The organism is Microbacterium ureisolvens (assembly GCF_019511645.1).
Classification (GTDB): Bacteria; Actinomycetota; Actinomycetes; order Actinomycetales; family Microbacteriaceae; genus Microbacterium; species Microbacterium ureisolvens_A.
Genome location: NZ_JAEUAX010000013.1, coordinates 31,475 through 53,901, shown reverse-complemented (window position 1 = coordinate 53,901; position 22,427 = coordinate 31,475). Strand labels below are relative to the sequence as shown.

Annotated in this window: 26 protein-coding genes and 1 pseudogene; 17 read left to right on the top strand and 10 right to left on the bottom strand. The window is 68.4% G+C overall.

Annotation, left to right across the window (positions count from 1 at the left end; all coding sequences use genetic code 11):
• Positions 1–116 precede the first annotated feature (116 nt).
• Complete coding sequence (locus JNB61_RS17510; RefSeq protein WP_220340472.1) at positions 117–1,511, top strand: FAD-binding oxidoreductase; 1,395 nt, start codon at positions 117–119, stop codon at positions 1,509–1,511.
• A gap of 105 nt (positions 1,512–1,616) precedes the next feature.
• Here JNB61_RS17510 and JNB61_RS17505 read toward each other — a convergent pair whose 3' ends face one another.
• Complete coding sequence (locus tag JNB61_RS17505) at positions 1,617–2,330, bottom strand: MBL fold metallo-hydrolase (protein WP_220340471.1); 714 nt, start codon at positions 2,328–2,330, stop codon at positions 1,617–1,619.
• A 97-nt stretch (positions 2,331–2,427) separates the two neighbouring features.
• On the opposite strand from JNB61_RS17505, the gene JNB61_RS17500 reads away from it, so the two are divergent.
• From JNB61_RS17500 to JNB61_RS17490, 3 genes are all read left to right on the top strand, one after another.
• Complete coding sequence (locus tag JNB61_RS17500) at positions 2,428–2,952, top strand: TetR/AcrR family transcriptional regulator (RefSeq protein WP_220340470.1); 525 nt, start codon at positions 2,428–2,430, stop codon at positions 2,950–2,952.
• Positions 2,953–3,039: 87 nt separating this feature from the next.
• The gene (locus JNB61_RS17495) at positions 3,040–3,921 is read left to right on the top strand and encodes a metalloregulator ArsR/SmtB family transcription factor (protein ID WP_220340469.1); all 882 of its coding nucleotides are present in this window, start codon (positions 3,040–3,042) and stop codon (positions 3,919–3,921) included.
• 87 nt (positions 3,922–4,008) lie between these two features.
• Positions 4,009–4,584 (top strand): Dps family protein, encoded by a 576-nt coding sequence (locus tag JNB61_RS17490; protein ID WP_220291540.1) that lies wholly within the window; start codon positions 4,009–4,011, stop codon positions 4,582–4,584.
• 91 nt (positions 4,585–4,675) lie between these two features.
• Here JNB61_RS17490 and JNB61_RS17485 read toward each other — a convergent pair whose 3' ends face one another.
• The gene (locus tag JNB61_RS17485) at positions 4,676–5,035 is read right to left on the bottom strand and encodes a PRC-barrel domain-containing protein (RefSeq protein WP_220291538.1); all 360 of its coding nucleotides are present in this window, start codon (positions 5,033–5,035) and stop codon (positions 4,676–4,678) included.
• A gap of 198 nt (positions 5,036–5,233) precedes the next feature.
• Here JNB61_RS17485 and dinB point away from each other — a divergent pair, with 198 nt between their 5' ends.
• The 4 genes from dinB (at position 5,234) to JNB61_RS17465 (ending at position 9,886) form a co-directional block, all read left to right on the top strand.
• Positions 5,234–6,430 (top strand): DNA polymerase IV, encoded by a 1,197-nt coding sequence (gene dinB / locus JNB61_RS17480; protein WP_220340492.1) that lies wholly within the window; start codon positions 5,234–5,236, stop codon positions 6,428–6,430.
• Between the two features lie 131 nt (positions 6,431–6,561).
• Positions 6,562–7,941 carry an ABC transporter substrate-binding protein gene (locus JNB61_RS17475; RefSeq protein WP_220340468.1) on the top strand — a complete coding sequence of 460 codons (1,380 nt, stop codon included), beginning with the start codon at positions 6,562–6,564 and terminating at the stop codon, positions 7,939–7,941.
• Positions 7,941–8,906: a carbohydrate ABC transporter permease gene (locus JNB61_RS17470; RefSeq protein ID WP_159842550.1), complete on the top strand. Its 966-nt coding sequence runs from the start codon at positions 7,941–7,943 to the stop codon at positions 8,904–8,906. Before JNB61_RS17475 ends, JNB61_RS17470 begins: the two co-directional genes overlap by 1 nt.
• Positions 8,903–9,886: a carbohydrate ABC transporter permease gene (locus JNB61_RS17465; RefSeq protein WP_220340467.1), complete on the top strand. Its 984-nt coding sequence runs from the start codon at positions 8,903–8,905 to the stop codon at positions 9,884–9,886. Before JNB61_RS17470 ends, JNB61_RS17465 begins: the two co-directional genes overlap by 4 nt.
• Before the next feature lie 21 nt (positions 9,887–9,907).
• On the opposite strand, the gene JNB61_RS17460 is transcribed toward JNB61_RS17465, so the two are convergent.
• From JNB61_RS17460 to JNB61_RS17440, 5 genes are all read right to left on the bottom strand, one after another.
• The gene (locus JNB61_RS17460) at positions 9,908–10,252 is read right to left on the bottom strand and encodes a DUF7882 family protein (RefSeq protein WP_220291532.1); all 345 of its coding nucleotides are present in this window, start codon (positions 10,250–10,252) and stop codon (positions 9,908–9,910) included.
• 85 nt (positions 10,253–10,337) lie between these two features.
• Positions 10,338–11,381: a glycosyltransferase gene (locus JNB61_RS17455; protein ID WP_220291530.1), complete on the bottom strand. Its 1,044-nt coding sequence runs from the start codon at positions 11,379–11,381 to the stop codon at positions 10,338–10,340.
• Complete coding sequence (locus JNB61_RS17450; protein WP_220340466.1) at positions 11,378–11,521, bottom strand: hypothetical protein; 144 nt, start codon at positions 11,519–11,521, stop codon at positions 11,378–11,380. The genes JNB61_RS17455 and JNB61_RS17450 overlap by 4 nt, the downstream gene beginning before the upstream one ends.
• Entirely contained in the window at positions 11,518–12,495 is a 978-nt protein-coding gene (locus JNB61_RS17445; protein WP_220340465.1) for a glycosyltransferase, read from the bottom strand. Before JNB61_RS17445 ends, JNB61_RS17450 begins: the two co-directional genes overlap by 4 nt.
• Positions 12,496–12,507: 12 nt before the next feature.
• On the bottom strand, positions 12,508–13,551 hold the full coding sequence (locus tag JNB61_RS17440) for a glycosyltransferase family 4 protein (RefSeq protein WP_223214937.1): 1,044 nt from the start codon (positions 13,549–13,551) through the stop codon (positions 12,508–12,510).
• Between the two features lie 193 nt (positions 13,552–13,744).
• On the opposite strand from JNB61_RS17440, the gene JNB61_RS17435 reads away from it, so the two are divergent.
• Positions 13,745–14,014: a RidA family protein gene (locus JNB61_RS17435; protein ID WP_220340464.1), complete on the top strand. Its 270-nt coding sequence runs from the start codon at positions 13,745–13,747 to the stop codon at positions 14,012–14,014.
• Positions 13,963–14,553 carry a hypothetical protein gene (locus JNB61_RS17430; RefSeq protein ID WP_220340463.1) on the top strand — a complete coding sequence of 197 codons (591 nt, stop codon included), beginning with the start codon at positions 13,963–13,965 and terminating at the stop codon, positions 14,551–14,553. Before JNB61_RS17435 ends, JNB61_RS17430 begins: the two co-directional genes overlap by 52 nt.
• Positions 14,554–14,664: 111 nt before the next feature.
• On the opposite strand, the gene JNB61_RS17425 is transcribed toward JNB61_RS17430, so the two are convergent.
• The gene (locus tag JNB61_RS17425) at positions 14,665–15,432 is read right to left on the bottom strand and encodes a potassium channel family protein (protein WP_308291292.1); all 768 of its coding nucleotides are present in this window, start codon (positions 15,430–15,432) and stop codon (positions 14,665–14,667) included.
• A 72-nt stretch (positions 15,433–15,504) separates the two neighbouring features.
• Here JNB61_RS17425 and JNB61_RS17420 point away from each other — a divergent pair, with 72 nt between their 5' ends.
• Positions 15,505–15,915, top strand: a complete 411-nt coding sequence (locus JNB61_RS17420) for a hypothetical protein (protein ID WP_220340462.1) — start codon at positions 15,505–15,507, stop codon at positions 15,913–15,915.
• 170 nt (positions 15,916–16,085) lie between these two features.
• Here JNB61_RS17420 and JNB61_RS17415 read toward each other — a convergent pair whose 3' ends face one another.
• A complete protein-coding gene (locus JNB61_RS17415) occupies positions 16,086–16,700 on the bottom strand; it encodes a hypothetical protein (RefSeq protein WP_220340461.1) in 615 nt (204 codons plus the stop codon).
• Positions 16,701–16,806: 106 nt separating this feature from the next.
• Here JNB61_RS17415 and JNB61_RS17410 point away from each other — a divergent pair, with 106 nt between their 5' ends.
• The 6 genes and pseudogenes from JNB61_RS17410 to JNB61_RS17390 all read left to right on the top strand — a co-directional run bounded on the left by JNB61_RS17410 (position 16,807) and on the right by JNB61_RS17390 (position 20,407).
• Complete coding sequence (locus JNB61_RS17410; protein ID WP_220291512.1) at positions 16,807–17,136, top strand: heavy-metal-associated domain-containing protein; 330 nt, start codon at positions 16,807–16,809, stop codon at positions 17,134–17,136.
• Positions 17,137–17,536: 400 nt separating this feature from the next.
• Positions 17,537–18,073, top strand: a pseudogene (locus JNB61_RS17405) (P-type ATPase); the annotation flags it as partial.
• Between the two features lie 32 nt (positions 18,074–18,105).
• Positions 18,106–18,381, top strand: a complete 276-nt coding sequence (locus JNB61_RS20200) for a hypothetical protein (protein ID WP_223214936.1) — start codon at positions 18,106–18,108, stop codon at positions 18,379–18,381.
• A 1-nt stretch (position 18,382) separates the two neighbouring features.
• Positions 18,383–18,817: a DUF6153 family protein gene (locus JNB61_RS17400; RefSeq protein WP_220291511.1), complete on the top strand. Its 435-nt coding sequence runs from the start codon at positions 18,383–18,385 to the stop codon at positions 18,815–18,817.
• Between the two features lie 91 nt (positions 18,818–18,908).
• Positions 18,909–19,520 carry a DUF305 domain-containing protein gene (locus JNB61_RS17395; protein WP_220291616.1) on the top strand — a complete coding sequence of 204 codons (612 nt, stop codon included), beginning with the start codon at positions 18,909–18,911 and terminating at the stop codon, positions 19,518–19,520.
• Positions 19,521–19,579: 59 nt separating this feature from the next.
• Positions 19,580–20,407 (top strand): hypothetical protein, encoded by an 828-nt coding sequence (locus tag JNB61_RS17390; RefSeq protein WP_223214935.1) that lies wholly within the window; start codon positions 19,580–19,582, stop codon positions 20,405–20,407.
• Positions 20,408–20,465: 58 nt separating this feature from the next.
• Here the strand turns inward: JNB61_RS17390 and JNB61_RS17385 are convergent, their stop codons facing one another.
• Entirely contained in the window at positions 20,466–22,328 is a 1,863-nt protein-coding gene (locus tag JNB61_RS17385; protein WP_220340460.1) for a PA domain-containing protein, read from the bottom strand.
• Positions 22,329–22,427: the final 99 nt, after the last annotated feature.

The window sequence follows — 22,427 nt, the reverse complement described above, 5'->3', positions numbered from 1 at the left end:
CCGTGTATCTGCGCGGCAGCAGGCCGCTCTTTCGTGAGGTGGCCGCGTGTGGTGCGGTCGCGCGGACGGAGTCGGTCGCGACCTTCCGTCGCCACCCGTTCACCGAAAGGCTCCCCATGTCCCTCAACGACCTCGCGCTCGACGTGCCCCACGCAGCCGTGGCCGCGGCGGCGGCCGAGCTGCGCGCGGCATTGGGCGGCCGTGCGCTGCTGCCGGGCGACGCCGGCTACGACGCCGCCCGCACGCCGTGGAACCTCGCCGTGGCGCAGCATCCGTTCGCCGTCGTTCTTGCGGAGTCCGCCCAGGATGTCGTCGATGTCGTGCGCGCCGCCACGCTCTCGGGGCTGCGCATCGCGCCGCAGTCGACCGGTCACGGTGCGGGCGCGCTCAGCGACACCGACCTCGCGCACACCGTGCTGGTCTCGCTGAGGACGCTGCGCGGCGTGACCGTCGACGTGGAGACCCGCACCGCGCGCGTCCTCGGCGGCTCGCTCTGGAATGACGTGCTCGACGCCGCCGCCCCGCACGGGCTGACGGCCCTCCACGGGAGCGCCGGCGATGTGTCGGTCGTCGGGTACTCGCTGAGCGGCGGGCTGTCGTTCTACGCGCGCCGCCACGGTCTCGCCGTCAACGCGGTGCGCGCCGTCGAGGTCGTGACGGCCGACGGCACGCTCGTGCGTGCCACAGCCGACGAGAATCGTGACCTCTTCTGGGCGCTGCGCGGCGGCTCGGGTTCGTTCGGAGTCGTCGTCGCGATCGAGATCGACCTGCTGCCGCTCGCCGACGTGTTCGCCGGCATGCTGCTGTGGGATGCCTCGCGCGCCTCGGAGGTCTCGCACGCGTGGGCGAAGTGGACGCGGTCCGCGCCTGAGACCGCGACGACTTCGCTGCGGATCCTCCACATCCCGCCCATGCCCGAGCTGCCGCCGTTCCTGTCGGGTCGCTCGGTGGTCGTGATCGACGGGGCGATCGAGGACACGGATGCCGCGGCATCGGCTCTGCTCGAACCGCTGCGCGCGCTGCGGCCCGAGGTCGACACGTTCGCCCGCATACCCGCGCCCGCCCTCGTCGGTGTGCACATGGACCCGCCCGAGCCGTCGCCGTCGGCGACGTGGCACTCGGTGCTGGGAGAGCTGCCGGCGCCTGCCGTGGACGCCTTCGTCGAGGCCGCCCAGACCCCGGGGATCTTCGTGCAGGAGCTGCGCCACCTCGGCGGCGCCGTGAACCGGCGCCCGGAGAGCGGTGGCGCGATCGCGTCGCTCGACGGCGAGTACCTCGTGCACTCGATCGCGATGGTACCGGCGCCCGAGGGGCACCCGGCCGCGACGGCGGCGGTGCGCGCGGGGGTCGCCGCCTTGTCGGCGTGGCGTGTCGATGCGCTCGCTCTGACCTTCATCGATGCGCCCGGTGCCGATCGCTCGGTCGCATTCGGATCCGCGTGGACGAAGCTTCGGCAGCTCAAGCTCGCGTACGATCCGGCCAACCTCTTCGCGGCCGCCCGGCCGGTCTGAGCGCAGGCGTCTCCGCGAGACCGGGGATCCGCGCCGAGACCAGGGGCGGCGTCCCCGGTCTCGGCGAGAATCCCGGGTCTCGGTGATCAGCGGTGGGCGCCGAGGTCAGGCCGCGCCCGCCCGGACGGCGGTCGCGATGTCGGCGGGGGATCCCTTCCAGGGCGCACCGTGCCCGGGGAGCACCCACGACGCCTGCAGGCCCGCCAGGCGATCCAGTGACGCCAGCGCTTCGGCGGGGTCGTCGGTGAAGGGCGCCGGCTGCATGCCCTCGCGGCCGGTGAGCACGTGGCGCGTCGTGAGGGCGTCGCCCACGAAGACGGCGTCGGCGACCGGGACGTGGACGGCGATGCTGCCCGGCGAGTGGCCCGGCATGCCCACGATCACGGGGGCGCCGGGCAGGTCCAGCACGTCGCCGTCGTGCACCTCGACCACCTCGGACACGTATGCGGTGGGCATCGCGCGCTTGCGCGCGGCGTACGCGAAGAACCCGAGCGTCGGCCCGAGCTTCATCGGCCCGGTCGAGACCTTCGGCTTCTCGCCGGTGCGGGCGCGCCGGGCGTCGGCCTCGTGCACGTAGACGGGCACGCCATGGTCGCGGCGCAGGCGTTCCGCGAAGCCGATGTGGTCGCTGTCGCCGTGGGTGAGCACGACGCCCTTCACGTCGGCCGGCGAAAGCCCCAGCCCTTCGAGTTCGCGCACGAGGTCCTTCCAATGGCCCGGAAGCGCCGCGTCCACGACGGTGACGCCATCGTCGGTGACGACGAGGTAGGCGGCGACGATGTCGTTGCCGATGCGGTGCAGGTGAGGTGCGAGCTTCATGGGGAATCCTTCGCGAGAGCCGTCGGTGTCTCCGACCTTGGCATGGCTACGATACGTAGCTATCATGGCTACTGTCAATAGCTATGGGAGACGCCACATGCCGACACCGGAACGCACGTCGTACGCCGAGATCGTCGCGGCGGGACGCGACATCCTGGAGGACTCCGGCCCCGCCGGCCTCACGATGCAGAGCGTCGCGCAGCGTGTGGGAGTGCGTGCGCCCTCGCTCTACAAGCGCGTGCGGGATCGCGACGCCCTGATCGAGGCCGTGGCCGCCGCGACCCTGGACGACTTGACCGGCCGGCTCGAGGCATCCGACCGCTCGCTGGACGGTCTCGCCCGCGCGTACCGGGCGCTCGCGCTCGAGCGCCCGGAGGGGTTCAGGCTGATGTTCGCGGCCGCCGCCCCGCAGGAACTGCTCGATCGCGCGGGGCTGACCATCGTCGACAGCGCTGCGGCGATCGCGGGCGAGGAGCACGCCCTCGACGCGGCACGTCTCGTGACGGCGTGGGCGACGGGGTTCATCCACATGGAGCTCGCCGGGGCCTTCCGGCTCGGCGGCGATGTCGACGGTGCGTTCGAGTACGGACTCGCGGCGCTGCGCCGGGGCATCGGCGCGTAGACCGATCAGCCGGAGTGGCCGGCGACGCGCTGGAGGGTGAGGGTCGCGGGCGTCCGTCTGCTATCCCGCGTCGATAGAATTCGGTCTATGAAAGGCGGGGCCCAGCGCGGACTCACGGTCTTGGCCGACCCGACGCGCGCCCGCATCCTTCGCCTGATCCGTGACGCGGACGGCGGGCACGCCCTGGTCGGAAAGCTCGCCGACTCGCTCGGACTTCGCCAGCCCACCGTGAGCCACCATATGAAGGCGCTGCTGGCAGAAGGTGTCGTCGTGCGCGAACGCGATGGCCGAAGGGTCTGGTATTCGATCGCGCCGGATCAGGCCGATCGCGTGAACGCCCTCATCGGCGACGCCGGCACGGCGCCGGGCGAGCCCGACCTCGAGCGGATCGTCGGCGATCTCGCGCTGAGGTTCCGCGGGACCTACAGTCTCGAGACAGTGCGCGAGGCCGTCCAGAGCAGCTACGACCTGCTCGCCGGCGGCTCGAGCTCGCCACTGCTCGCATCCCGTACCGCGGCGTTCGCGGCGACCCGGCTGGAGGCGCTCAGCCGAGCGCAGGGCGATCTGCCGGCACGACCCGAGGTGCTCTTCGTGTGCGTGCAGAACTCGGGGCGCTCGCAGCTTGCTTCGGGCATCCTGCGGCATCTCGCCGGGGACCGTGTCGGCGTGCGCAGCGCCGGCGCTGCGCCCGGGCCGGAGGTTCGCTCATCGATCGTCCAGGCGCTCGACGAGATCGGCGTCTCCGTGGGCGGGGAGTTCCCCAAGCCGCTCACCGACGACGTCGTACGGGCCGCGGACGTGGTGGTCACGATGGGATGCGGCGACGCCTGCCCCGTCTTCCCCGGTCGTCGCTATCTCGACTGGCCCCTCGAAGACCCTGTGGGCAAGCCGATGGACGCGGTCCGCGGCATCCGTGACGACATCGAGAGACGTGTGCGGCAGCTGCTGGACGAGCTCCTCCCGTACTGAACCGGTGGGGCCGGGGTTCGGGTAGCACGACCGTCGAGCCCGCACAATCCCCGCCGTTGCGCCGGCGTCGTTCCGTACGGTCGGCACATGGCCACCACGACGAAGAGTCCCACGAACAAGAACTCCACCTCGTCCGCCCCGCGCAACAAGCGGCGCCCGGCTCGAGGCGCTCAGCTCACCGAGGAGCAGAACGCGGAGAGCGGCTTCACCGCCTCCGCCACGCTCAGTGACAGCCTGCAGAAGGTGCTGGTGGATCTGCTCGAACTGGCCTCGCAGGGCAAGCAGGCCCACTGGAACGTCGTCGGCAAGAACTTCCGCGACACGCATCGCCAGCTCGACGAGATCATCGAATCGGCCCGTGAGTTCAGCGACGCCGTCGCCGAGCGGATGCGGGCGCTCCACGCCCTTCCCGACGGCCGAAGCGACACGGTTGCGGAGACCACCAGCCTGCCTGAGTTCCCGCAGGGGGAGATCGCCACGACCGAGGTGATCGACCTCGTCACGGAACGACTGGAGAACACGGTGGGCACCTGCCGGGACGTGCACGACGCGGTCGACGAAGAGGATCCGACCAGCGCGGATCTGCTCCACCAGATCATCGAGAAGCTGGAGCAGTACGCCTGGATGGTCAGCGCAGAGAACCGGGTCCCCAGCCGGGGCTGAGTTCGAGCACGAGAGACGGGGTGCAGCCTTTGCGGCTGCACCCCGTGGTGTTCAGCGGGCGAGGATGGCGACGGTGCGGTCGCCGATCCCGTCATCGATAGAAGTCGCCGTAGTAGGTGTCGAGCTGGCCACGATACGCGTCGTCCTGACCCGTCGTGGTCTGGTCCCACTCCGGAGAGTTCTTGATCTGGTCCTTCGTCAGATCGACGTAGACCTTCTCGTCTTCGTCGTCGACACGTTCGACGGTCCCGGCCGGAAGGATGACCTTCCGCCCGAAGATCCACGGCCCTGTGTCCACGACGAGCCGGCTGCTTCCGGCGTCGTTGCTCGCCTCGTCGATCTTTCCGATGTCGCCGTCCGTGGCGTGCACGCGGTAACCCACCAGGTCGCGGGAACCGGCCCCGCGATCAACCGACTGACGGTAGTTCCAGGCGTCCCAACTCGAGGACATGAGTGCTCCTTGTCTTCATGCGAGGGATCGGTTCGGAGTCGACCGGGGTGGTCGGCCCGGTATTCACGCTAGGAAATGGGGCCGAGAACCGGCGACCCCCTGGCGCATCCGCCGCAACAGGCGTAAAGGGTGCGTACCAGCTCGCTGATGTCGGCGGTCGGTGTGACGATCTACGAACGGATGTTCGATGGAGGCGAAATGCGGGACGAGGCCACCGTGCTGCACGCGGATCTCGACGCCTTCTATGCCTCCGTCGAGCAGCGCGACGCTCCTGCGCTGCGCGGACGGCCCGTCATCGTGGGCGGAGGCGTCGTGCTGGCGGCCAGTTACGAGGCGAAGGTGCGCGGGGTGCGCACGGCGATGGGCGGTCGCCAGGCGCGAGATCTCTGTCCTGATGCCGTGATCGTTCCTCCACGCATGGAGGCGTACTCGGCGGCCAGCAAGGCGGTCTTCGCGATCTTCCGCGACACGACGCCGCTCGTGGAGGGGCTCTCGATCGATGAGGCGTTCCTCGAGGTCGGCGGGCTGCGGCGCATCGGAGGGTCCCCCGAGCAGATCGCGGGCCGGCTGCGAGAGCGAGTCCGTGCGGAGGTCGGGCTGCCGATCTCGGTCGGGATCGCTCGCACCAAGTTCCTCGCCAAGGTGGCCAGTGCCGTCAGCAAACCCGACGGACTGCTCCTGGTCGAGCCCGAGCGGGAAGAGGAGTTCCTGCTCCCGTTGCCGGTGGAACGGCTGTGGGGCGTCGGTGCGGTGACCGCTGAGAAGCTCCACGGCCTCGGCATCCACACTGTCGGTCAATTGGCCGAGCTCGAGGCCGCGACCGCCGAGAGGTTGCTCGGGAGAGCCGCCGGAGCGCACCTGCACGCGCTCGCACGACTGCGGGATCCGCGCCCGGTCGACGCCACGCGGCGACGCGGGTCGATCGGCTCGCAGCGCGCGCTCGGCCAGCGCCAGCGCACCGTCGAAGAACTGGAGGTCATCCTCACGCAGATCGTCGATCGGCTCGCCCGCCGCCTGCGCGATGGCGACCGCGTCTGCCGCACCGTCGTGCTGCGCCTCCGTTACGGCGACTACACGAAAGCCACCCGATCTCGCTCGTTCCGCTCGCCCACCGACCGCACCGCACTGATCCTCGCCGTCGCGCAGGGGCTGCTGGCCGTCGCGCAGCCGGAGATCGCAGAACGGGGCATCACCCTCATCGGCGTGTCGCTGTCGCAGCTCGGCCGCGTCGACGGCGTCCCTCCCGAGCTGCCGATCGATTGGGATGACGGGGTGCGCCTCGACACCGTTCTCGATGCCGTGCGGGATCGATTCGGCGCGGCATCCGTCTCTCGCGCCGCGCAGCTCGGTCGCGACCCCGGCTGGTCGACGCCGTTGCTGCCGGAGCACGAATGAGCCGGGAGATCTTCGCACACGCCCGCCCGCGATGACGCCCCCGACGGCGGTTGTCAATCCCCTCGGCGGTCGGCGGCCCGAGTCTCTACTGTGCCTCCACCGCCCACTTCTACCGGGCGGAGGAGGCGAACATGCGTGCTACACGATGGACGGCTGCCGGAGTCCTTGCCCTGCTGACGCTCGGGGCGACCGGGTGCGCCGTCGGCACCGGCGGGGCCGGTGATGACGAGGCGGACTACGACTCGGACGCCGAGCTCAGCGGCTCGCTGTCGGTCATGGGGTTCTCCGGCGTCGACGAAGTGGCGACCAGCCGCCTCGACTATGCCGAGGAGCAGTTGGGCGATGTCGAGGTCGAACTCGCCGAGGGAGCCCTCGACCTGCAGCAATTCCTCTCTGCGGTCGCGTCCGGCAAGCCGCCGGACATCGTCTACTCGAGCAGAGACCAGATCGGCTCCCTCGCTGCCCGCGGAGCCGTGGTTCCCCTGGAGCGCTGCATCGACGGCGAGAGCATCCCGACGGACGACTTCGTCGGGCCCGCGCTCGACCAGGTGACCCTCGACGGGACCGTGTACGGCATCCCCGAGTTCAACAGCGTCCAGCTCACGATGGCGAACGCGGACCTGCTCTCGGCCGCGGGTTTGACGATCGAGGATGTCAACGGCTCCGATTGGGACGCGGTGAGCGCGGCGAACCAGGCGCTGACGGTGAACGACGGGGGTGACCTGGCGGTCATCGGTTACGACAGCAAGCTTCCCGAGTTCCTGCCGCTGTGGGCGAAGGCGAACGGCGCCGATGTCATCTCGGCCGATGGGAAGACGGCCCAGCTCGACGACCCCAAGGTGGTCGAAGCACTCGAGTGGGCAGCATCCATCTACGAAGACCAGGGTGGATTCAGCGCCGTGAAGGCCTATCGCGACTCGGCGGACTTCTTCGGGGAGGGCAACCAGTTCGCGACCAGTGTGCTCGGCGCGATGCCGATGGAGCAGTGGTACGTCAACGTGCTCAACGACGTCTCACCCGACGCGCCGATGGCCTTCGACACCGTCCACGACCGCAACGGCGACACGATCGCGTACTCGACCGGCTCGGCGTGGGCGATCCCCAGCGGCAGCGCCAACCCCGAGGCGGCCTGCCGGTTCGCCCGGGCCATGACGTCGACCGATGCCTGGCAGGCCGCCGCGGAAGCGCGGATCGAGGCTCGCGAGGCGGAAGGGAAGCCCTTCACCGGCATCCTCACCGCCAACGCGAAGGCCGACCAGATGATCCGCGACATGACGACCTCGGGCGGGGAACCGTGGGACACCGCCGTGGCCAAGATGTATGAGGCGAACGACAGCACCTTCTCGATGCCCGCCAACCCCGCCGATGCCGAGTTCAAGACCGCCATGTTCGATGCGGTGAACGCGGCGCTGGACGGCAAGGCGACCCCGGCCGATGCCCTTGCCGACGCACAGAAGGAGGCGCAGTCCGCCCTCGACGACGCCTGGTCCAAGCTCGGGAACGGTGAATGATGACCGCGCCGCCCGTCGTGGCCGCCCCGGCCGCGCCGCCTGTCGACCGCGAGCGCGGTCGCAGGCGGGCCCGGCGGCGCAACCTGGGCTCCGCGCTGCTGTTCCTCAGCCCTTGGCTGGTCGGGTTCGCCGTGTTCACGGCGTGGCCCCTGATCTACAGCGTCTACCTCTCACTCACCGACTACGACGTCATCAACGACCCGAACTTCGTCGGTGCCGACAACTACGTGGAACTGTTCAACGACCCGAAGATCGCCCTGGCTCTCGGCAACACACTGTTCTTCACGATCGTGCAGGTGCCGTTGTACGTGCTGGTCTCGCTTCTGCTCGCGCTGCTGCTCAATCGCGCCGGCCGAAGCGCCGGGTTCTTCCGCACCGTCTTCTTCCTGCCCAAGATGACCCCGCCGGTCGCGGTCGGCATCCTGTTCCTGCTGCTCTTCAACGGCCAGAACGGCCTCTTCAACACCGTGCTGGGATGGTTCGGAATCGACGGACCTTCGTGGACGACGGATGCGGCGTGGGTGAAGCCGGGTCTCATCATCATGAGTCTGTGGACGGTCGGCGCCTCGGTCATCATCCTCCTGGCTGCGCTTCAGGCGGTCCCCGACGAGCTCTACGACTCCGCGAAGCTCGACGGCGCCGGGTTCTGGCGGCAGTCCCTCTCCATCACGGTGCCCATGATCAGCCCCGCGATCTTCTTCATCGTGGTGGTCAACACGATCGCCGCCCTGCAGACCTTCGATGAGGCCTACACGGCGTTCTTCGGAGCCGGCAACACGACCTACAGCAACGATGCGGCGCTGTTCTACGTCATCTACCTGTTCCAGCAGGCGTTCGAGTTCCTCCACATGGGGTACGCCTCTGCCATGGCCTGGGTGCTGTTCGCGCTCATCATGGTGGTCACCGCGATCCAGATCCTCGTGTCCCGTCGCGTCGTCTACTACGAAGGGGATGATCGCGCATGAGCAGGGTGCTCCCTCCCGGCCTGCCGCATGACGAGGAGCTCGATGCGCAGCATCCCGCGGGATCCCTTGCGCCGTACCCGGTCGCCCGCACCGACGACCATTCGCCTCCCGGGCCCGCGGTGCGCACCGCAGCCGCCGCGCGAGCACGCCGGCGGCACCTGATCCGCCGGTCGCTGGTCATCGCGGCGCTGAGCGTGCTCGCCGTCGTCTTCGCCTACCCCTTCGTGTGGCTCGTCAGCGCGTCGTTCAAGCCCCGCGGCGAGGTGTTCGACAACCGGCTGATCCCCGAGACCTTCACCTGGGACAACTACGTCCAGGTGTGGCAGGCTGCGCCGCTGGCGTTGTGGCTCTGGAACACGGTTCTGGTCACCGTGCTCGCGGCCACGACGGTGACACTGTCGAGCGCCATGGTCGCGTGGGGATTCGCCTATTTCCGATTCCGGGGGAGGGGTGCGCTGTTCGGCCTCGTGCTGGCGACCATGATGCTGCCCGGGGCGGTCACGATGATCCCGACGTTCCTCATCTGGAACGCGCTCGGGTTCGTCGGCACCCTCGTGCCGCTGTGGGCGGGGAATCTGTTCGGCAGCGCCTTCTATGTCTTCCTGCTCCGCCAGTTCATGCTCGGGCTGCCCCGGGAATTCTTCGAGGCGGCCCGTGTCGACGGCGCCTCGAACTGGGACCTGTTCTGGCGCATCGCCCTGCCTCTCAGCAAGCCGGCGCTCGCCGTCACCTTCGTGTTCGAGGTGCAGGCCGTGTGGACCGACCTCATGCGCGCCCTGATCTACCTGCGGGATTCCGCGGACTACACCCTGCCCCGCGGGCTCAAGTCGCTGGTCGACGCCTTCGGTTTCGGTGGCGAATGGCACTGGGAGCTCATCGTGACGGCGAGCGTCATCGCCACGGTTCCCATGATCATCGTGTTCTTCGTCGCGCAGCGTCAGATCATCCACGGCATCAGCGCGGGTGGGGTGAAGGGCTGACGCTCGGTCCGTCGCGCCGGCCTAGCCGTCTGTGGTGACGAGTTCGCTGATCTCGTGCGACTCAGCGAGTGGCGCCGGTTCAGGCACGAGGTAGAGACCCGCAGGCGAATTGGCCGCTGCGACGAGGGCTTCCAGCCATGCGTGGTTCAGGCGGGGCGGACGCGATCCGTAGTACTTGAACACCAGACTGGCCTCGGGGTGGACCCACACCGAGGTGCGGCCGTTGCCGATGGTCGCGTCATCTTTCCACGTGAAGTGGAACCCTTCCCTCCGCCGCAGCTTGGTGGTGATGACGAGCTGCAGGTGGGCGAGTGCGCGGTCTTCGAAATCGACCTTGACGGCGTTCTCGTAGATCAGCTTTCCCATCGACAACACCTCCGCCCGGTTGCCTGACGCCTCTTCCTCCACGCTACGCAGATATCCGCTAGGCGCAAGGAGTATCCGAAGCCCGTCAGTGGCGACCGTGTCGAAGACCTGCCGCGCTCGCGGCCGCCCGGGAGAGGCATTGAAGGGTCGACAGAGCCGCGAGGGTCGACTCGGCGCCTCGGTTGTCGTTGCGACCGCACGACGTGAGGCCGTCGTACCCGGCACCCGTCGCCGGGTCGAAGAGCGCAATGCCGACATCATTGGCGCCCTCGAACCACTCCCACGCCGCACGCAGGGGCGTCAGCCAGCCGGTCTCGCCCGTCGTTTCGAAGGCTCGAAGACACGCTTGAGCCAGAGATGCCGCTTCGATCGGCTGCTGATCGAATCCCGGATGGACATCGTCGGGCCCACGCCCCCCGGCCGGGGTGGGTGACAGGCGCCCATCGGCCCTGCTCTCGATCGATATCAGGACCGTCAGCAGGCCCGTTCCGCGCTCGATGAGCCGGTCGTCTCCCAGGCCGCGGCCTGCGGCGAGCAGTGCTTCCGGAACCACGGCGTTCGCGTAGTGCAGCCGGGGCTCGAGCCATCGCCATCCTGACGAAGAGTCCGGCGGGTGCGCGGCCACTGCCTCGACGCTGTCGCGAAGCACGGCGACGGCGGCATCGGTTGCCGCCGACCCGACGATCTCGGCGGCGCCGAGCGCGGCGAAGCAGCGCGCCCGCAACCACGGCGAACTCGCGCGGGCCGCGCGTTCGAAGACCCCGAGGGCGCGTTCGCGGATCGACGCGCGGGAGGAGCGCCGAGCCGCCACGCCGAGGCCCCATATCGCACGCCCCCACCAATCGCCGGTGCCCGGTCGATCCGTCCATTCGCCATCCGCGTCCATGCGGTTGTGCACCCGTCCGTCTTCGGTGACGGCGGACTCCAGGAACCGCAGATATCTATCGGTCAGCACGGCGGCGGCGGCCGATCGCCCGTCCTCTCGCGCGACGAGAGCGAGCCCGCGCGCGACGTCGTCGGCGCAGTAGCCGTGCTCGCGCCGCGGCACGGCGCCGAGGGCATGCTCGAAGAGACCGTGCTCGTCGGTCATGGCTTGGAGATGCGCGAGCGGCAGGGCGGCCGGGATCACGCCGCCCACTCCGACCGCACCCGCTCGGCGAGGTCGAGATACCGTGCACCCACATCGGACCACGAGGGCCCTGAGCCGATGCGCCGCGATGCGCGGCTGCCGTCGTCGAACCGCAGTATCCGCTCCAGAGCCGCGGTCATCGCGTCGAGATCGTCGTGCGGCACCGCGACGCCTGCCGAGCCGGCGAGGGTTCGACTGCGTGCGGGAATGCTGTCGCCACAACGGGCACACCTGCGGCGAGGGCCTCGGCGAGCACGCCTGACGTCGCCTGCTCCTTCGAGTCGTAGGGCAGCAGCACGGCGTCGGCGGCGCTCAGCAGTCCTGCGAGAGACTGGGGCGAGAGGTACTCGTTGAAGAAGCGGACGGATGCCTCGACCTCGAGATCGCGCGCCAGGCTGACGAGCGACTCACGGTATGCCTCCCCGCTGTGTGCGAGTACTTTCGGGTGCGTCTGACCCGCGATGACGTATCTCGCAGGGATGCCGCGCCCGCGCAGACGTGCGAACGCTCGCAGGCCACGCTCAAGCCCCTTGCCGGGTGCGATGAGGCCCCAGGTCAGAATCATCGGCGAGGCGGCGCGACGATGCAACGAATGCCCCGGCAGGACCGCCGCGCCGTGGGGGATGACATGCACCTTTGCGCTGTCGACGCGGAAGTGCGCGAGGAGCGTCTCCCGTGCGTGCTCGGTCATGACCACGACGGCCGTGGACCGGCCCACGACGTGTTCCAGCACTCTGCGCTGACCAGGACTCGGGTGAGCCAGCACGGTGTGCAGCACCGTGATGACGGGGACGTGCAACGAGCCGAGTACCGCGAGCACCTCATCGCCGTCGATTCCGCCGTAGATGCCGTACTCGTGCTGCACGATGGCGGCGTCGCAGCGGTTCAGCACTCGCGCTGCTTCAGCCTGACTGGCCGTGTCGCCGGGCCGCAGGGCCGACGCGATCCGCACGTCGGCATCAGCCGAAAACCCCATCTCCTCACCGGGATCGAGAACCTGCACGACGATCGACCGCTCCGACGGCGGATCGGTCATGGCCACGGCGAGGGATCGTGTGAACGTCGCCAGGCCGCATCGGGTCGGCGGGTAGGTCGACAGGAATCCGAATCGCATTTCTTCCCTCCCTCACGATGCGCGGGCGCGCACCGACTGGCGAGGGTTCCCGCGGCGAGTGACGACGTCCAGGTAGACGTCGAGGTAAGCGTCGACCATCCGGCCGGCGTCGAATCGCCGGCGTGCCCGTTCGCGCACGCGCCCGCGATCCAGAGCGAGCGCGGCGTCGACCGCTGCGGCGGTCCGGGCAACGAGGTCATCGGCGTGCGGATCGACGAGGATGCCGGTCACGCCGGCGTCGACCACCTCGGGCATCGCTCCGCGAGCGTAGGCGACGACCGGTGTACCGCAGGCCATCGCCTCGACGACCGCGAGACCGAAGGGCTCGTCGAAATGCACGGGATGCAGCAGTGCCCCCGCACCCCCGAGCACATGCGATCGGTCTTGCGCCGTCACCGCGCCCAGATACACCACCCGGTCGTCGTCGATCCGAGGCAGCACGAGGTCGCGGAAGTATGCGGCGTCTTGGACGATGCCGCATAGGATGACGCGGCGACCGACCCGGGCCGCGGTGTCGATGGCGTCGACGATCCCTTTGTCAGGGTGCATGCGGCTGAAGACCACGAGATCATCACCGCCCGGTCCGAGGGGGAACGCGTCGATGTCGACGCCGTGCGGGATCGTCGCCACGTAACGCAGGCCCGGCGCACGGTCGGCATCCGAGATCGACACGAGGTCCGACCCGGACCGTTCGTACGCCGGCAGGATGCCCGGTCCGGAGAACCCGTGCACCGTCGTAAGGACGGGTGCCTCCCACAGCGCATGAAGCGCCAGCGGCAGCCAGTCGAGGTGATTGTGGATGAGGTCGAAATCCGCCGAGCGGCCGATTGCGCGAGCGACGTGCAGCGCCTCCCACACCCGACCGTCCATCCCCGGATCCTCGGAGTACCCGCGAGGGGCCACTGCATCGAGCTGCGCGGACGTGAGGGAATCGGCCGTAGCGAAGAGGGTGACCTCGACGCCGCGCCCCACCAGGCCCTCGGTGAGCATCGACGCGATCAGCTCCCATGGGCCGTAGTGGACCGGGGGCGTCCGCCAGGCGATGGGAGCCAGCATCCCGACCCGCAGACCACGTAGGTCTTGCGGAGCCGAACCTGGCGTCTGCGATGATCGCGGGTTCATGGTCTCCTCGCTTCGGGTGCGAGGGTTATCTGACGGTAGGGCGGTTCTCCGCGCCGCGCCGGGGGGTTGACAACGGATTGCTGCGCTTTGCGCCCCCTGTCCCCGGCGACGATCGAGGCTGTGCGCAATGCCGAGGGAGATCATCACCACGCCGGACGCTCCAAGCTCGCCGCTCTACAGCCAGGCAGTGCGAGCGGGCAGGCGAATCTACCTCTCGGGCACCGTAGGCATCGACACGAAGACCGGGGCGCTCGCCGGCGACACCATCCAGGAGCACACCCGCCAGGTGAACGCTCAGCGACCGTCAGCGCGCACAGGTTTCGAGACGCGCCCTAAAGTGGTCGCATGCGCCACCGCCTCGCCTTCGCCGCGTCGGTTCTGGCCGCCCTCGCCCTAACCGGATGCGCGACCGGTCAGACACCTGTGGGTGCGCCCGCCCCGGCAGCCGCAACAACGCCCGAGCCGACACCATCGCTATCTGGTGTCATCGCCTCTGGGAGCGACGACGAGCAGGCACAGGCGCAGGCCCAGGCATGGCTCGACGACATCTCCCTCCCGCCCGGTACGACTGCCGCCACCTCGACGGTCGCCTCGTTCCTGTCCTACACGGGCTGGCCGTGCGGGCCGGTATCCGAGCTCGAGGCGTTCTGGCTGGTCCCCGACGCCACACTCAGCGATACCGCCGATTGGCTCGACGAACATCCCGCCGGTGGTCTCGTCTCCGTATGGGGAGCCCACCGGCCCGACGGCATGAACAGTGACGGGATGAGCCTCGGGTATATCCCGGAGCCGGGCGCTCAGGAAGGAATCGTGTACACCCTCCGGATTGTCCCGGACGGCGTCGCTGTGCGTGCGGAGATCGCAGCCCAGACCGCTGATGCTTCTTGCCCGGAACTGCCGGATGGAGCCGAATATGGAGCACCCGGCATGGGGTGAGACCCCAGCCGGAAGCGTGGTCTGGGTGCACAGTGCATTGCGATCAGAAGTGCGCGTCGCCGTGCGCCCCCGCCAGTTTCTTGGGCCGCTTGGATCTGTGCCGTCACTTGGTCAGCTGGTCGGGCGCAGCTCCCGGATCATCTGCTTGAGTTCGACGATCTCGCTGCGCAGACCCTCGACCTGCGCCTCGGTGGCGGAGACGGTCTTGCTGGTCTGGTCTGCGACCCGCTCCACGATCCAAGATGCGAGGGTGGCGGTGACGACACCGATCAGCGCGATGCCGCCGATCATCAGCCCGACCGCGACGATCCGCCCGGCGGCCGTCACGGGGTAGTAGTCGCCGTACCCGACGGTCGTGATGGTCACGAACGCCCACCACACCGCGTCCGGGAACGTGTCGATATCACCGACGCCGCGCTCCGCGTCGAACACCGACAGCGCCGCGATGAACACGGTGAGCACGGTGGCGCCGACGGTGTACAGGACGACGCGGCCACGGAGCATGTTGCCGGTGCTGCGCCCAATCAGGGCGAGAACCGTGAGGAAGCGCATGAGGCGCAGCGGGCGCAGCATCGGCAGCACGACGATCGCGAGGTCGAGCAGGTGCCGGTAGAACCACCGCCACCGGCGCTGCGTGATTGCCAGCCGAACCACATAATCGACAACGAAGACGGCCCACGTCGCGATCAGGACGATCTCGCACAACACGTTCAGCAGACCGCCCGGTCGGGCGATGATCTGTATGGCATAGGCGGCAAGGAAGAGGACGGCGGCGAGAGTGAGCGGCCATTCCACAGCCTTCTCCCATTTGGCGATACGTTCCCCATACATGGCGCGATTATCCCAACGCTTCGCCTCAACCCACGTCACGTCGAGCACCGTATTGACGATGGATTCGCGGCAAGCTCGAGGTGCACACCGTCGCGGTGTGGCGAGCCGTACGCTGACGTGATGACGCCGACGCCGAACACGAGCCCCGTCCGCATCCGCTGGGGATGGTTCGTGACCTGCATCGTGCTAGGTCTCGCCGCGATCACGATCGGAGTGTTCGCGATACCGGCGGCTGGACGCTGGGACTACTTCGCCGGCGTGCTCGCCAACATCGGAACCACACTGCTGCTCGTCGGAGTCGTTCTGCTGCTGGAGCGTCGGATCATCGACACCGCCGTACGCGTGGTCCGCACCGCAAGCCAGCAGACGAACGAGGCGATCCGAACCCAGATCCGCGACCTCGAGGACCGGCTGGCGACCGAATGGCAATCGGCGACCGCGGCGAACGTTGCAGAGAAGAAGGCGAGGACCACGCGCCTCACCGAGGAGTTCACCACACGGATCGTGGACGAGACCAAGCGTGACGAATAGACGCATGGAACGCTGAAGGCTTCCGGAGCGGCCGGGCGTACTCCTCATGCCGACAAGATGACGCGACGCAGAGTTGGCAACACGGAGGTGAGAGTCACGTCCTTAGGCCTAAATCTGCACGGCGTGTCGCGCTCAATTGTGCCAGTAGATGTGTCACCCGCTTGGCCGGCTCAATCGGTCGGAGCGATGTCCGTCTCTGGCGGAGTGGGTTGATCGGACGGCCGCATGAGTCCGAGAAGGGTGCCGTCGAGCGGAGGCCGGAGTCCGCGTCTCTTCAGCTCCTGTTCCATCCACCGGCGCTGCCGCCTCTGTCTCTGGCGATGCAGCGCGATGCCGATTGCGAGCAGCAGCGCTCCGCCGAGGTAGTAAGCCCAGTACCACCACTGCATGCCTGGCGTGAGCAGGAGGGTGAGTGGGCCGAGGATCAGCACCAGAACACCGCCGTAGTAGGTCGCGCGGCTGGCCGCGCGCAGGCGCGGGAAGCGGGGCGCGGCTTGCTGCAGGGCCCAGAGCGTGGCGTAATCGTCGCGGAGCTGCTCGAGCAGCACACGTCGCGGTGAAGGTGAGAGGTCGCCCAGCAGGGCAGTGAGGCGTTCGGCTCGCTTGAGATCGTCGCTTCGGCCAGCAAGTCGCGGCGCCACGATCGCGGCAGTGGCCGTGAGGAGAGCGACCAGGACCGGCGCGACCGCTTCGGCGATCATCACTGTGTCGGTCTGCTGAGCGTGCAGCATCTTGGCCTCCGGTGCTCGCCAGGGTAGCGAGCGCGCAATGCGGTCGACAAGCATCCAGAGCGAGGGAATCCTTCGCCCTTCGGCATGGTTCTTGATACCCTACGGGGGTATCGAACCAATCTTCTGGCGGCGGAGAGCGCGCCAAGACATGAGGGACGAGATGAGCATCGACAACCGTGTTGACCTCGGTTTGAAGGATTCGGCGGCGGGTTGCGCCTGCTGTTCGCGCGCATCAACTTCGAGCGACGCCGAGACGCCGGCCTCCGCTGGGAGCTCCGATGTCCTGGTTTCCGGCATGACGTGTTCTCACTGTGTGGCGAGCGTCACTGAGGAGCTGAGCGGGATCGAAGGGGTTGAGGGTGTCTCGGTGGATCTGAACGCGGGTGGCACGTCTCGCGTCACCATCCGCACGTCTGGCCCGGTCGACGCCGCCGCTGTCGCCACAGCGGTCCAACAGGCCGGCTACCGCCTGGCTGCCAGCCCGTCGTAAGAACGCAGCCGCGCGGAGCCGCGCGGCGAAGGGTTCGTAATGAGCCAGCACGACCACCACCACCCGCCCGCCGAGGCCGGGGACGACGAGAACACCGCCCAAGGTATGCGGGAGGCCGTCGCCGAACCTGCGACGGCCGTCGAGCACCCCACGCACCACAGCCAACACGGTGATCCGACTGGCGGCTACGGCCGGGACCCACCACGAGCACCACGTCATGGCAGCGGCCACCGCACATCATGAGCATGGCCAAGAGGTGGCGGATACTGCTCCTTCCGCGCACGGGGCGCATGCTGGTCATGCCGGGATGCCGCACGCCGGCATGGAGCATGCCGGCCACGGTGGCGGTCACGCGGGCCAGGAAGACCATGTCGGCCGGTTCCGGCTCCTGTTCTGGATCATGCTGTTACTGGCCGTTCCGGTGGTGGCGTTCTCGATGCCGCTCGGGTACCCGCTCCCGGATGCCGCGTGGGTGGGCTGGGTCTCGCCGGCGCTGGGCACGGTCATGTACGTGTGGGGCGGAGCGCCGTTCTTGACCGGCGCGGTCAGCGAGCTGCGCGCCCGCAAGCCCGGCATGATGCTGCTGATCGGCCCGGCGATCACCGTCGCGTTCATCGCCTCCTGGGGCGCCAGCCTCGGGATCCTGCACCACGAGCTGGACTTCCGGTGGGAACTCGCCCTGGTGATCGTCATCATGCTGCTCGGCCACTGGCTCGAGATGCGGTCCCTCGCGCAGACCGCCTCGGCGCTGGACTCCCTGGCCGCGCTGTTGCCCGATGAGGCGGAGAAGGTCGAGGGCGAGATCACCGTCACGGTCGCCCCCGCGGACCTGCAGGTTGGCGACGTCGTCGTCGTCCGTTCCGGTGGGCGGGTGCCGGCGGACGGTCGGGTGGTGCAGGGCTCGGCCAGCATGGATGAGTCGATGATCACCGGCGAAGTGTCATCCTTGCCAGCGACGACCCTCGGTCGGTGCTGTCAGTGATCGAGCTGTCCCGGGCCAGCTACCGCAAGATGAAGCAGAACCTCTCGTGGGCCGCCGGGTACAACCTCATCTCGGTGCCGTTGGCGGCTGGCCTCCTGGCGCCGATCGGGATCGTGCTGCCGATGTCGGCGGGGGCGATCCTGATGTCGGTGTCCACGATCGTGGTCGCCCTCAACGCGCAGCTGCTGCGCCGGCTGGACCTGAGGCCAGAGGCGGTTACCGGCCGCTCAGCCGGAGGGCGTACCGTGGAAGGAGGGAGGTGACATGTCACTGATCGCGTTGACCGCTCGGCTACGAGCCGGCCGCTCCACGGCGCGCTGGCTGCTGCTGCTGATCGCGATCACCGGCGCCGTCATCATCGGGCTGCTGGCCATGCACTCCCTCAACAGCCACAGCGCCACCGACGCCAGCGACCGGGCCGGCACGGCGGTGGTCACGGTGGCCGACATGGGCCACACCCACTCCGCCGCCGACGACACCACCGACCTATGCGCCGACTGCGGCAGCGACCACTCGAGCATGCTCGCCATGGCCTGCGTGCTCGCCCTGCTGGCGGTCGCGCTCCTGCTTCTGCGCCCGAACCTCGGGCACCGGTGGCTGTCGACGATGCCCCGACCGCAACCGGTCCACCTGACGTTCATGAACCTCGCGGGGCTGAGACCACCCTGTCTCACCGCTCTCTGCATCAGTCGCACGTGAACCGATGTGGAGTCCGGCGTTTGCCGACTCCGCATCCTCCGCCCCTGGTCTGGGGGCGCCCTTTCACGTACCCCTGATTTGGAGAACACTGATGAAGATTCGCACCGCGGCCACCGCCGCACTGGCTCTTGCCACCGTCCTCACCCTCGCCGGCTGCGCCAGCAGCGGTGGCTCGGACTCGGGGTCCATGCCCGGCATGGACCACGGCTCGACCCGGATGCCGTCCGCCTCCTCGTCGGCCTCGGCGGACTTCAACGGCGCGGACGTGATGTTCGCGGCGATGATGATCCCGCACCATGAGCAGGCCGTGGAAATGGCCGACGTGATTCTGGCCAAGGAGGGCATCGACGAGCAGGTGGTGACGCTCGCCGAGGACATCAAGGCCGCCCAGCAGCCCGAGATCGACCAGATGGAGGGGTGGCTGGAAGAGTGGGGCACCGGCATGCCGGACATGGACGACATGGGCCACGGCGGCGGCATGATGGGCGACGACGACATGACCGCGCTGCAAGGCGCCACCGCCACCGAGGCGTCGCGGCTGTTCCTCGAGCAGATGATCACGCACCACGAGGGCGCCATCGAGATGGCGCAGGACGAGATCAACAACGGTCAGAACGCCGATGCGATCGAGATGGCGCAGAACATCGTCGACTCGCAGACCGCGGAAATCGCCATCATGCAGGACCTCCTCACACAGCTCTGACGCACCCGGCGAGGGGCGCCCTTCCCGGCGCCCCTCGCCCTCCAATCGAAAGGTGCATCATGCGCGTACCTCTGCGCGCGGCCGGAATGGTCGCGCTTTCCACCCTTGTCCTCACCGGCTGCGCTACCACCCCACCGTCCACGGGCACCGAGCACGCGAACACGGCCACGCACGTGCACGCCATCGTTGCCAACCCGGACGGCGACGGCTTCTTGCTGGGCACCCACGAGAGCATCTACACCGCCACCGACGACGGCGAACTCGGCACACGCATCGGGGTCGACTTCGACGCGATGGGTTTGACCGTCGTCGGCGAGGACCTGATCGCCTCTGGGCACCCTGGGCCGAACACCCCCGCCGAGCTCGGGAAGGGCAACCTCGGCATCATCCGCAGCCGCGACGGCGCCGGCACCTGGCAGCCGGTCGCCTTCACCAGCGAGAAGGACTTCCACGCCTTGACCGTCGGGCCCGACGGCACCCTCTACGGGCAGGCCACTGACAGCAGCGACCTTCTGGTCAGCATCGATCTCGGGGCCACCTGGACACCGACCAGCGCCAGCCTGCTCGCCTTCGGGCTCGCCGCGGACGCCGCCGGCCGCCTGATCGCCACCACCCCCAACCGACCCCAGGTCAGCACCGACGGTGGCAAGACATTCGTGCCGCTGACCGGCGCACCGAACCTGTACGTCATAGCGACGTCTGCCGACCATGAGCGGATCGTCGGGGTCGACGACGAGGACGTGATTTGGACCAACACCGTGGGCGGGCCGGCCTGGACACGGGTGGGCACCGTGCACGGGGTCGCGCAGGCGATCACCATCACCAACACCGGCGAGATTCTCGTTGCCGACGACAGCGGACTGACATTGCTGCCCGCTGACGACTAGCAGTCCGCACACCAGAGGGGTCGGCGTGCAGCCGACCCCTCTGGTCCTCTCCGCTCGCTTACGGATCGACGAAGATCCACAGGCCGGAGTCGCGGTCGCTCGCGAGGATGTACGTCCGGCCGTCACGCACGAACGTCTCCACGCCCCAGAAGTTGTTCCCATCCGGGTCGAGGTAGCCGCCGACCTCCACCAGCTCGCACGTCATCGGATCAGCGGGGTTAGTGCACTGGATCTGCACCGCCCGCAGACCGCCGCTGTAGTACGACAGGTACGCCAACGACGAGTCGAGCGGGTCTGTCGCCACCTCGTGGACCGACAGGTCACCGTATCCCTCAGCGAAGGCGGGATCCATGGCCTCGGGGATGACGAAGGTGTCCACCTCGGTGAGGCTCATGTCATCCCCTACGGAGAAGAGGTGGACGTAGCCCCAGCCGTCGAAGACCGCTCCGACGTCGGTGACGACGTCGCCGACCGTGCCGACTGAGATGGGCGCGTCGACGGTCTCATTCCCCTGGAGGCAGGCGTCGATGTCAAAGCCCGCCGTGTCGAAGAGGCCGTAACCGGCCTCACGTCCGACAAAGATCACGGGGATCGCGTCTGTGTCGTAGGACGGCACCGTCGCGGCGTTGCAGGCGTCGGCGCCCTCACGGTTCATGATGATCACCGCGTCGTACCCGCCGGCAGCCAGCACCGTCTGGATCTTCTCTTCGAAGAAGCATTCGCCACGCTCGACGACCGCGATGTAGCCGTCTTCGGCCGGCGGCGCCGGGACGGTGTCGCCCGGGCATGCCTTGCCGACGAAGACCGTGGTGCCGGTGACCTCTTGCGCCTCCTCAATGGTGGTCAGTTCCCCGGCACGCGCGTTGTAGACACCGCCGTCGTCGGTGTTGACGACGAGGCGGTACGCGTCGAAGTCCTCATCGGTGCCGATCACGAACTGGTTGTCCATCGTGAACTCCGCCTGGTGCGCGTTGCCCTCCGGAATCAGCTCATACCCCAAAACCGCGAGAACCTCTGGGTCGACAGGAGCGAAGTCGCTGTCACCGACGAACACCGGGTTGGCCGGATCGTCGACATCCAGCAGCACGTAGCCGCCGTCCCAGTACGACAGCAACATGTAGAACGTGCCGTCGATCTCCTTCACGACCATGTCGTGCAGGAAGGAGTCCGTCAGACCGAGCGCCGGCTGCGAGACGCCGAACTCGTTGAGATCGAACTCGCCGATCAGGACCGGCTTCTTCGGGTTCGTGACGTCGAAGATGTCGACATCGCTGGCTTCTTCGTCATCGGTGGCGACCAGATAGGCTCGCCCGTCGGCTTGCCACAGGAACGCGCTGTGCGTCTGGTTCACGTCGGGCGTCGCCCGGGCTGCATCGATCGTGATGTCGCCGAAGTGCTCACTGAGCTTCTTGGGCTTCAGTGGATCCGTCACGTCCCACAGCGAGACGCCGGCTTTGCCGTTCTTGCCGCACTGCTCGTGGTTGATCACCAGCACGTCACCGGTGAAGTCGGCGGTGTCGAAGCGCACGACCTGCATGCCCTCGCCGACAAGCGTGTCCTGATGCGTCGCGATGAATCCGACTTCGACGGGGTTCTCCAGGTCGGAGATGTCGATGACGTAGACGCCGCCATCCGGGGACCCTTGACCGCCGGTCTCTGGCCCGGCACAGTCCGACCCGCCCCAGCGGGCGAGGTAGGCGTAGTCGCCGTCCGGATCGACTGCGACATCGGCGATGAGGCCTTCCTCTGCGTCGTGAACGGTGACCTGGCCGACGAGCTCGACCTTGCCCCACTCGCCGGTCCCGATGAGGTGGCCCTCGTCGCCTCCATGCTGCCCCGGCCCCGCGTATGCCGCGGGGGCGGTGAGCGCTATGGAAACCGCCGCCGCTGCCGCGGCGAGGACAAAGCGCGAACTTCTCATCTCGTCTCTCTCCCTCCGGATGTCTTCTTCGACATCCCCCTCGATTGGGAATGAGCGGCGCGCGGCGACACTGCCCGCAGGACGAGTACGGTGCGGTGG

Coding starts and splice junctions, on each gene's coding strand:
- JNB61_RS17510 (WP_220340472.1), top strand. CDS start 117: ATGTCCCTCAACGACCTCGCGCTCGACGTGCCCCACGCAGCCGTGGCC.
- JNB61_RS17505 (WP_220340471.1), bottom strand. CDS start 2,330: ATGAAGCTCGCACCTCACCTGCACCGCATCGGCAACGACATCGTCGCC.
- JNB61_RS17500 (WP_220340470.1), top strand. CDS start 2,428: ATGCCGACACCGGAACGCACGTCGTACGCCGAGATCGTCGCGGCGGGA.
- JNB61_RS17495 (WP_220340469.1), top strand. CDS start 3,040: ATGAAAGGCGGGGCCCAGCGCGGACTCACGGTCTTGGCCGACCCGACG.
- JNB61_RS17490 (WP_220291540.1), top strand. CDS start 4,009: ATGGCCACCACGACGAAGAGTCCCACGAACAAGAACTCCACCTCGTCC.
- JNB61_RS17485 (WP_220291538.1), bottom strand. CDS start 5,035: ATGTCCTCGAGTTGGGACGCCTGGAACTACCGTCAGTCGGTTGATCGC.
- dinB (WP_220340492.1), top strand. CDS start 5,234: ATGCGGGACGAGGCCACCGTGCTGCACGCGGATCTCGACGCCTTCTAT.
- JNB61_RS17475 (WP_220340468.1), top strand. CDS start 6,562: ATGCGTGCTACACGATGGACGGCTGCCGGAGTCCTTGCCCTGCTGACG.
- JNB61_RS17470 (WP_159842550.1), top strand. CDS start 7,941: ATGACCGCGCCGCCCGTCGTGGCCGCCCCGGCCGCGCCGCCTGTCGAC.
- JNB61_RS17465 (WP_220340467.1), top strand. CDS start 8,903: ATGAGCAGGGTGCTCCCTCCCGGCCTGCCGCATGACGAGGAGCTCGAT.
- JNB61_RS17460 (WP_220291532.1), bottom strand. CDS start 10,252: ATGGGAAAGCTGATCTACGAGAACGCCGTCAAGGTCGATTTCGAAGAC.
- JNB61_RS17450 (WP_220340466.1), bottom strand. CDS start 11,521: ATGACCGCGGCTCTGGAGCGGATACTGCGGTTCGACGACGGCAGCCGC.
- JNB61_RS17445 (WP_220340465.1), bottom strand. CDS start 12,495: ATGCGATTCGGATTCCTGTCGACCTACCCGCCGACCCGATGCGGCCTG.
- JNB61_RS17440 (WP_223214937.1), bottom strand. CDS start 13,551: ATGCTGGCTCCCATCGCCTGGCGGACGCCCCCGGTCCACTACGGCCCA.
- JNB61_RS17435 (WP_220340464.1), top strand. CDS start 13,745: ATGCCGAGGGAGATCATCACCACGCCGGACGCTCCAAGCTCGCCGCTC.
- JNB61_RS17430 (WP_220340463.1), top strand. CDS start 13,963: ATGCGCCACCGCCTCGCCTTCGCCGCGTCGGTTCTGGCCGCCCTCGCC.
- JNB61_RS17420 (WP_220340462.1), top strand. CDS start 15,505: ATGACGCCGACGCCGAACACGAGCCCCGTCCGCATCCGCTGGGGATGG.
- JNB61_RS17415 (WP_220340461.1), bottom strand. CDS start 16,700: ATGCTTGTCGACCGCATTGCGCGCTCGCTACCCTGGCGAGCACCGGAG.
- JNB61_RS17410 (WP_220291512.1), top strand. CDS start 16,807: ATGAGCATCGACAACCGTGTTGACCTCGGTTTGAAGGATTCGGCGGCG.
- JNB61_RS17400 (WP_220291511.1), top strand. CDS start 18,383: ATGTCACTGATCGCGTTGACCGCTCGGCTACGAGCCGGCCGCTCCACG.
- JNB61_RS17395 (WP_220291616.1), top strand. CDS start 18,909: ATGAAGATTCGCACCGCGGCCACCGCCGCACTGGCTCTTGCCACCGTC.
- JNB61_RS17390 (WP_223214935.1), top strand. CDS start 19,580: ATGCGCGTACCTCTGCGCGCGGCCGGAATGGTCGCGCTTTCCACCCTT.
- JNB61_RS17385 (WP_220340460.1), bottom strand. CDS start 22,328: ATGAGAAGTTCGCGCTTTGTCCTCGCCGCGGCAGCGGCGGCGGTTTCC.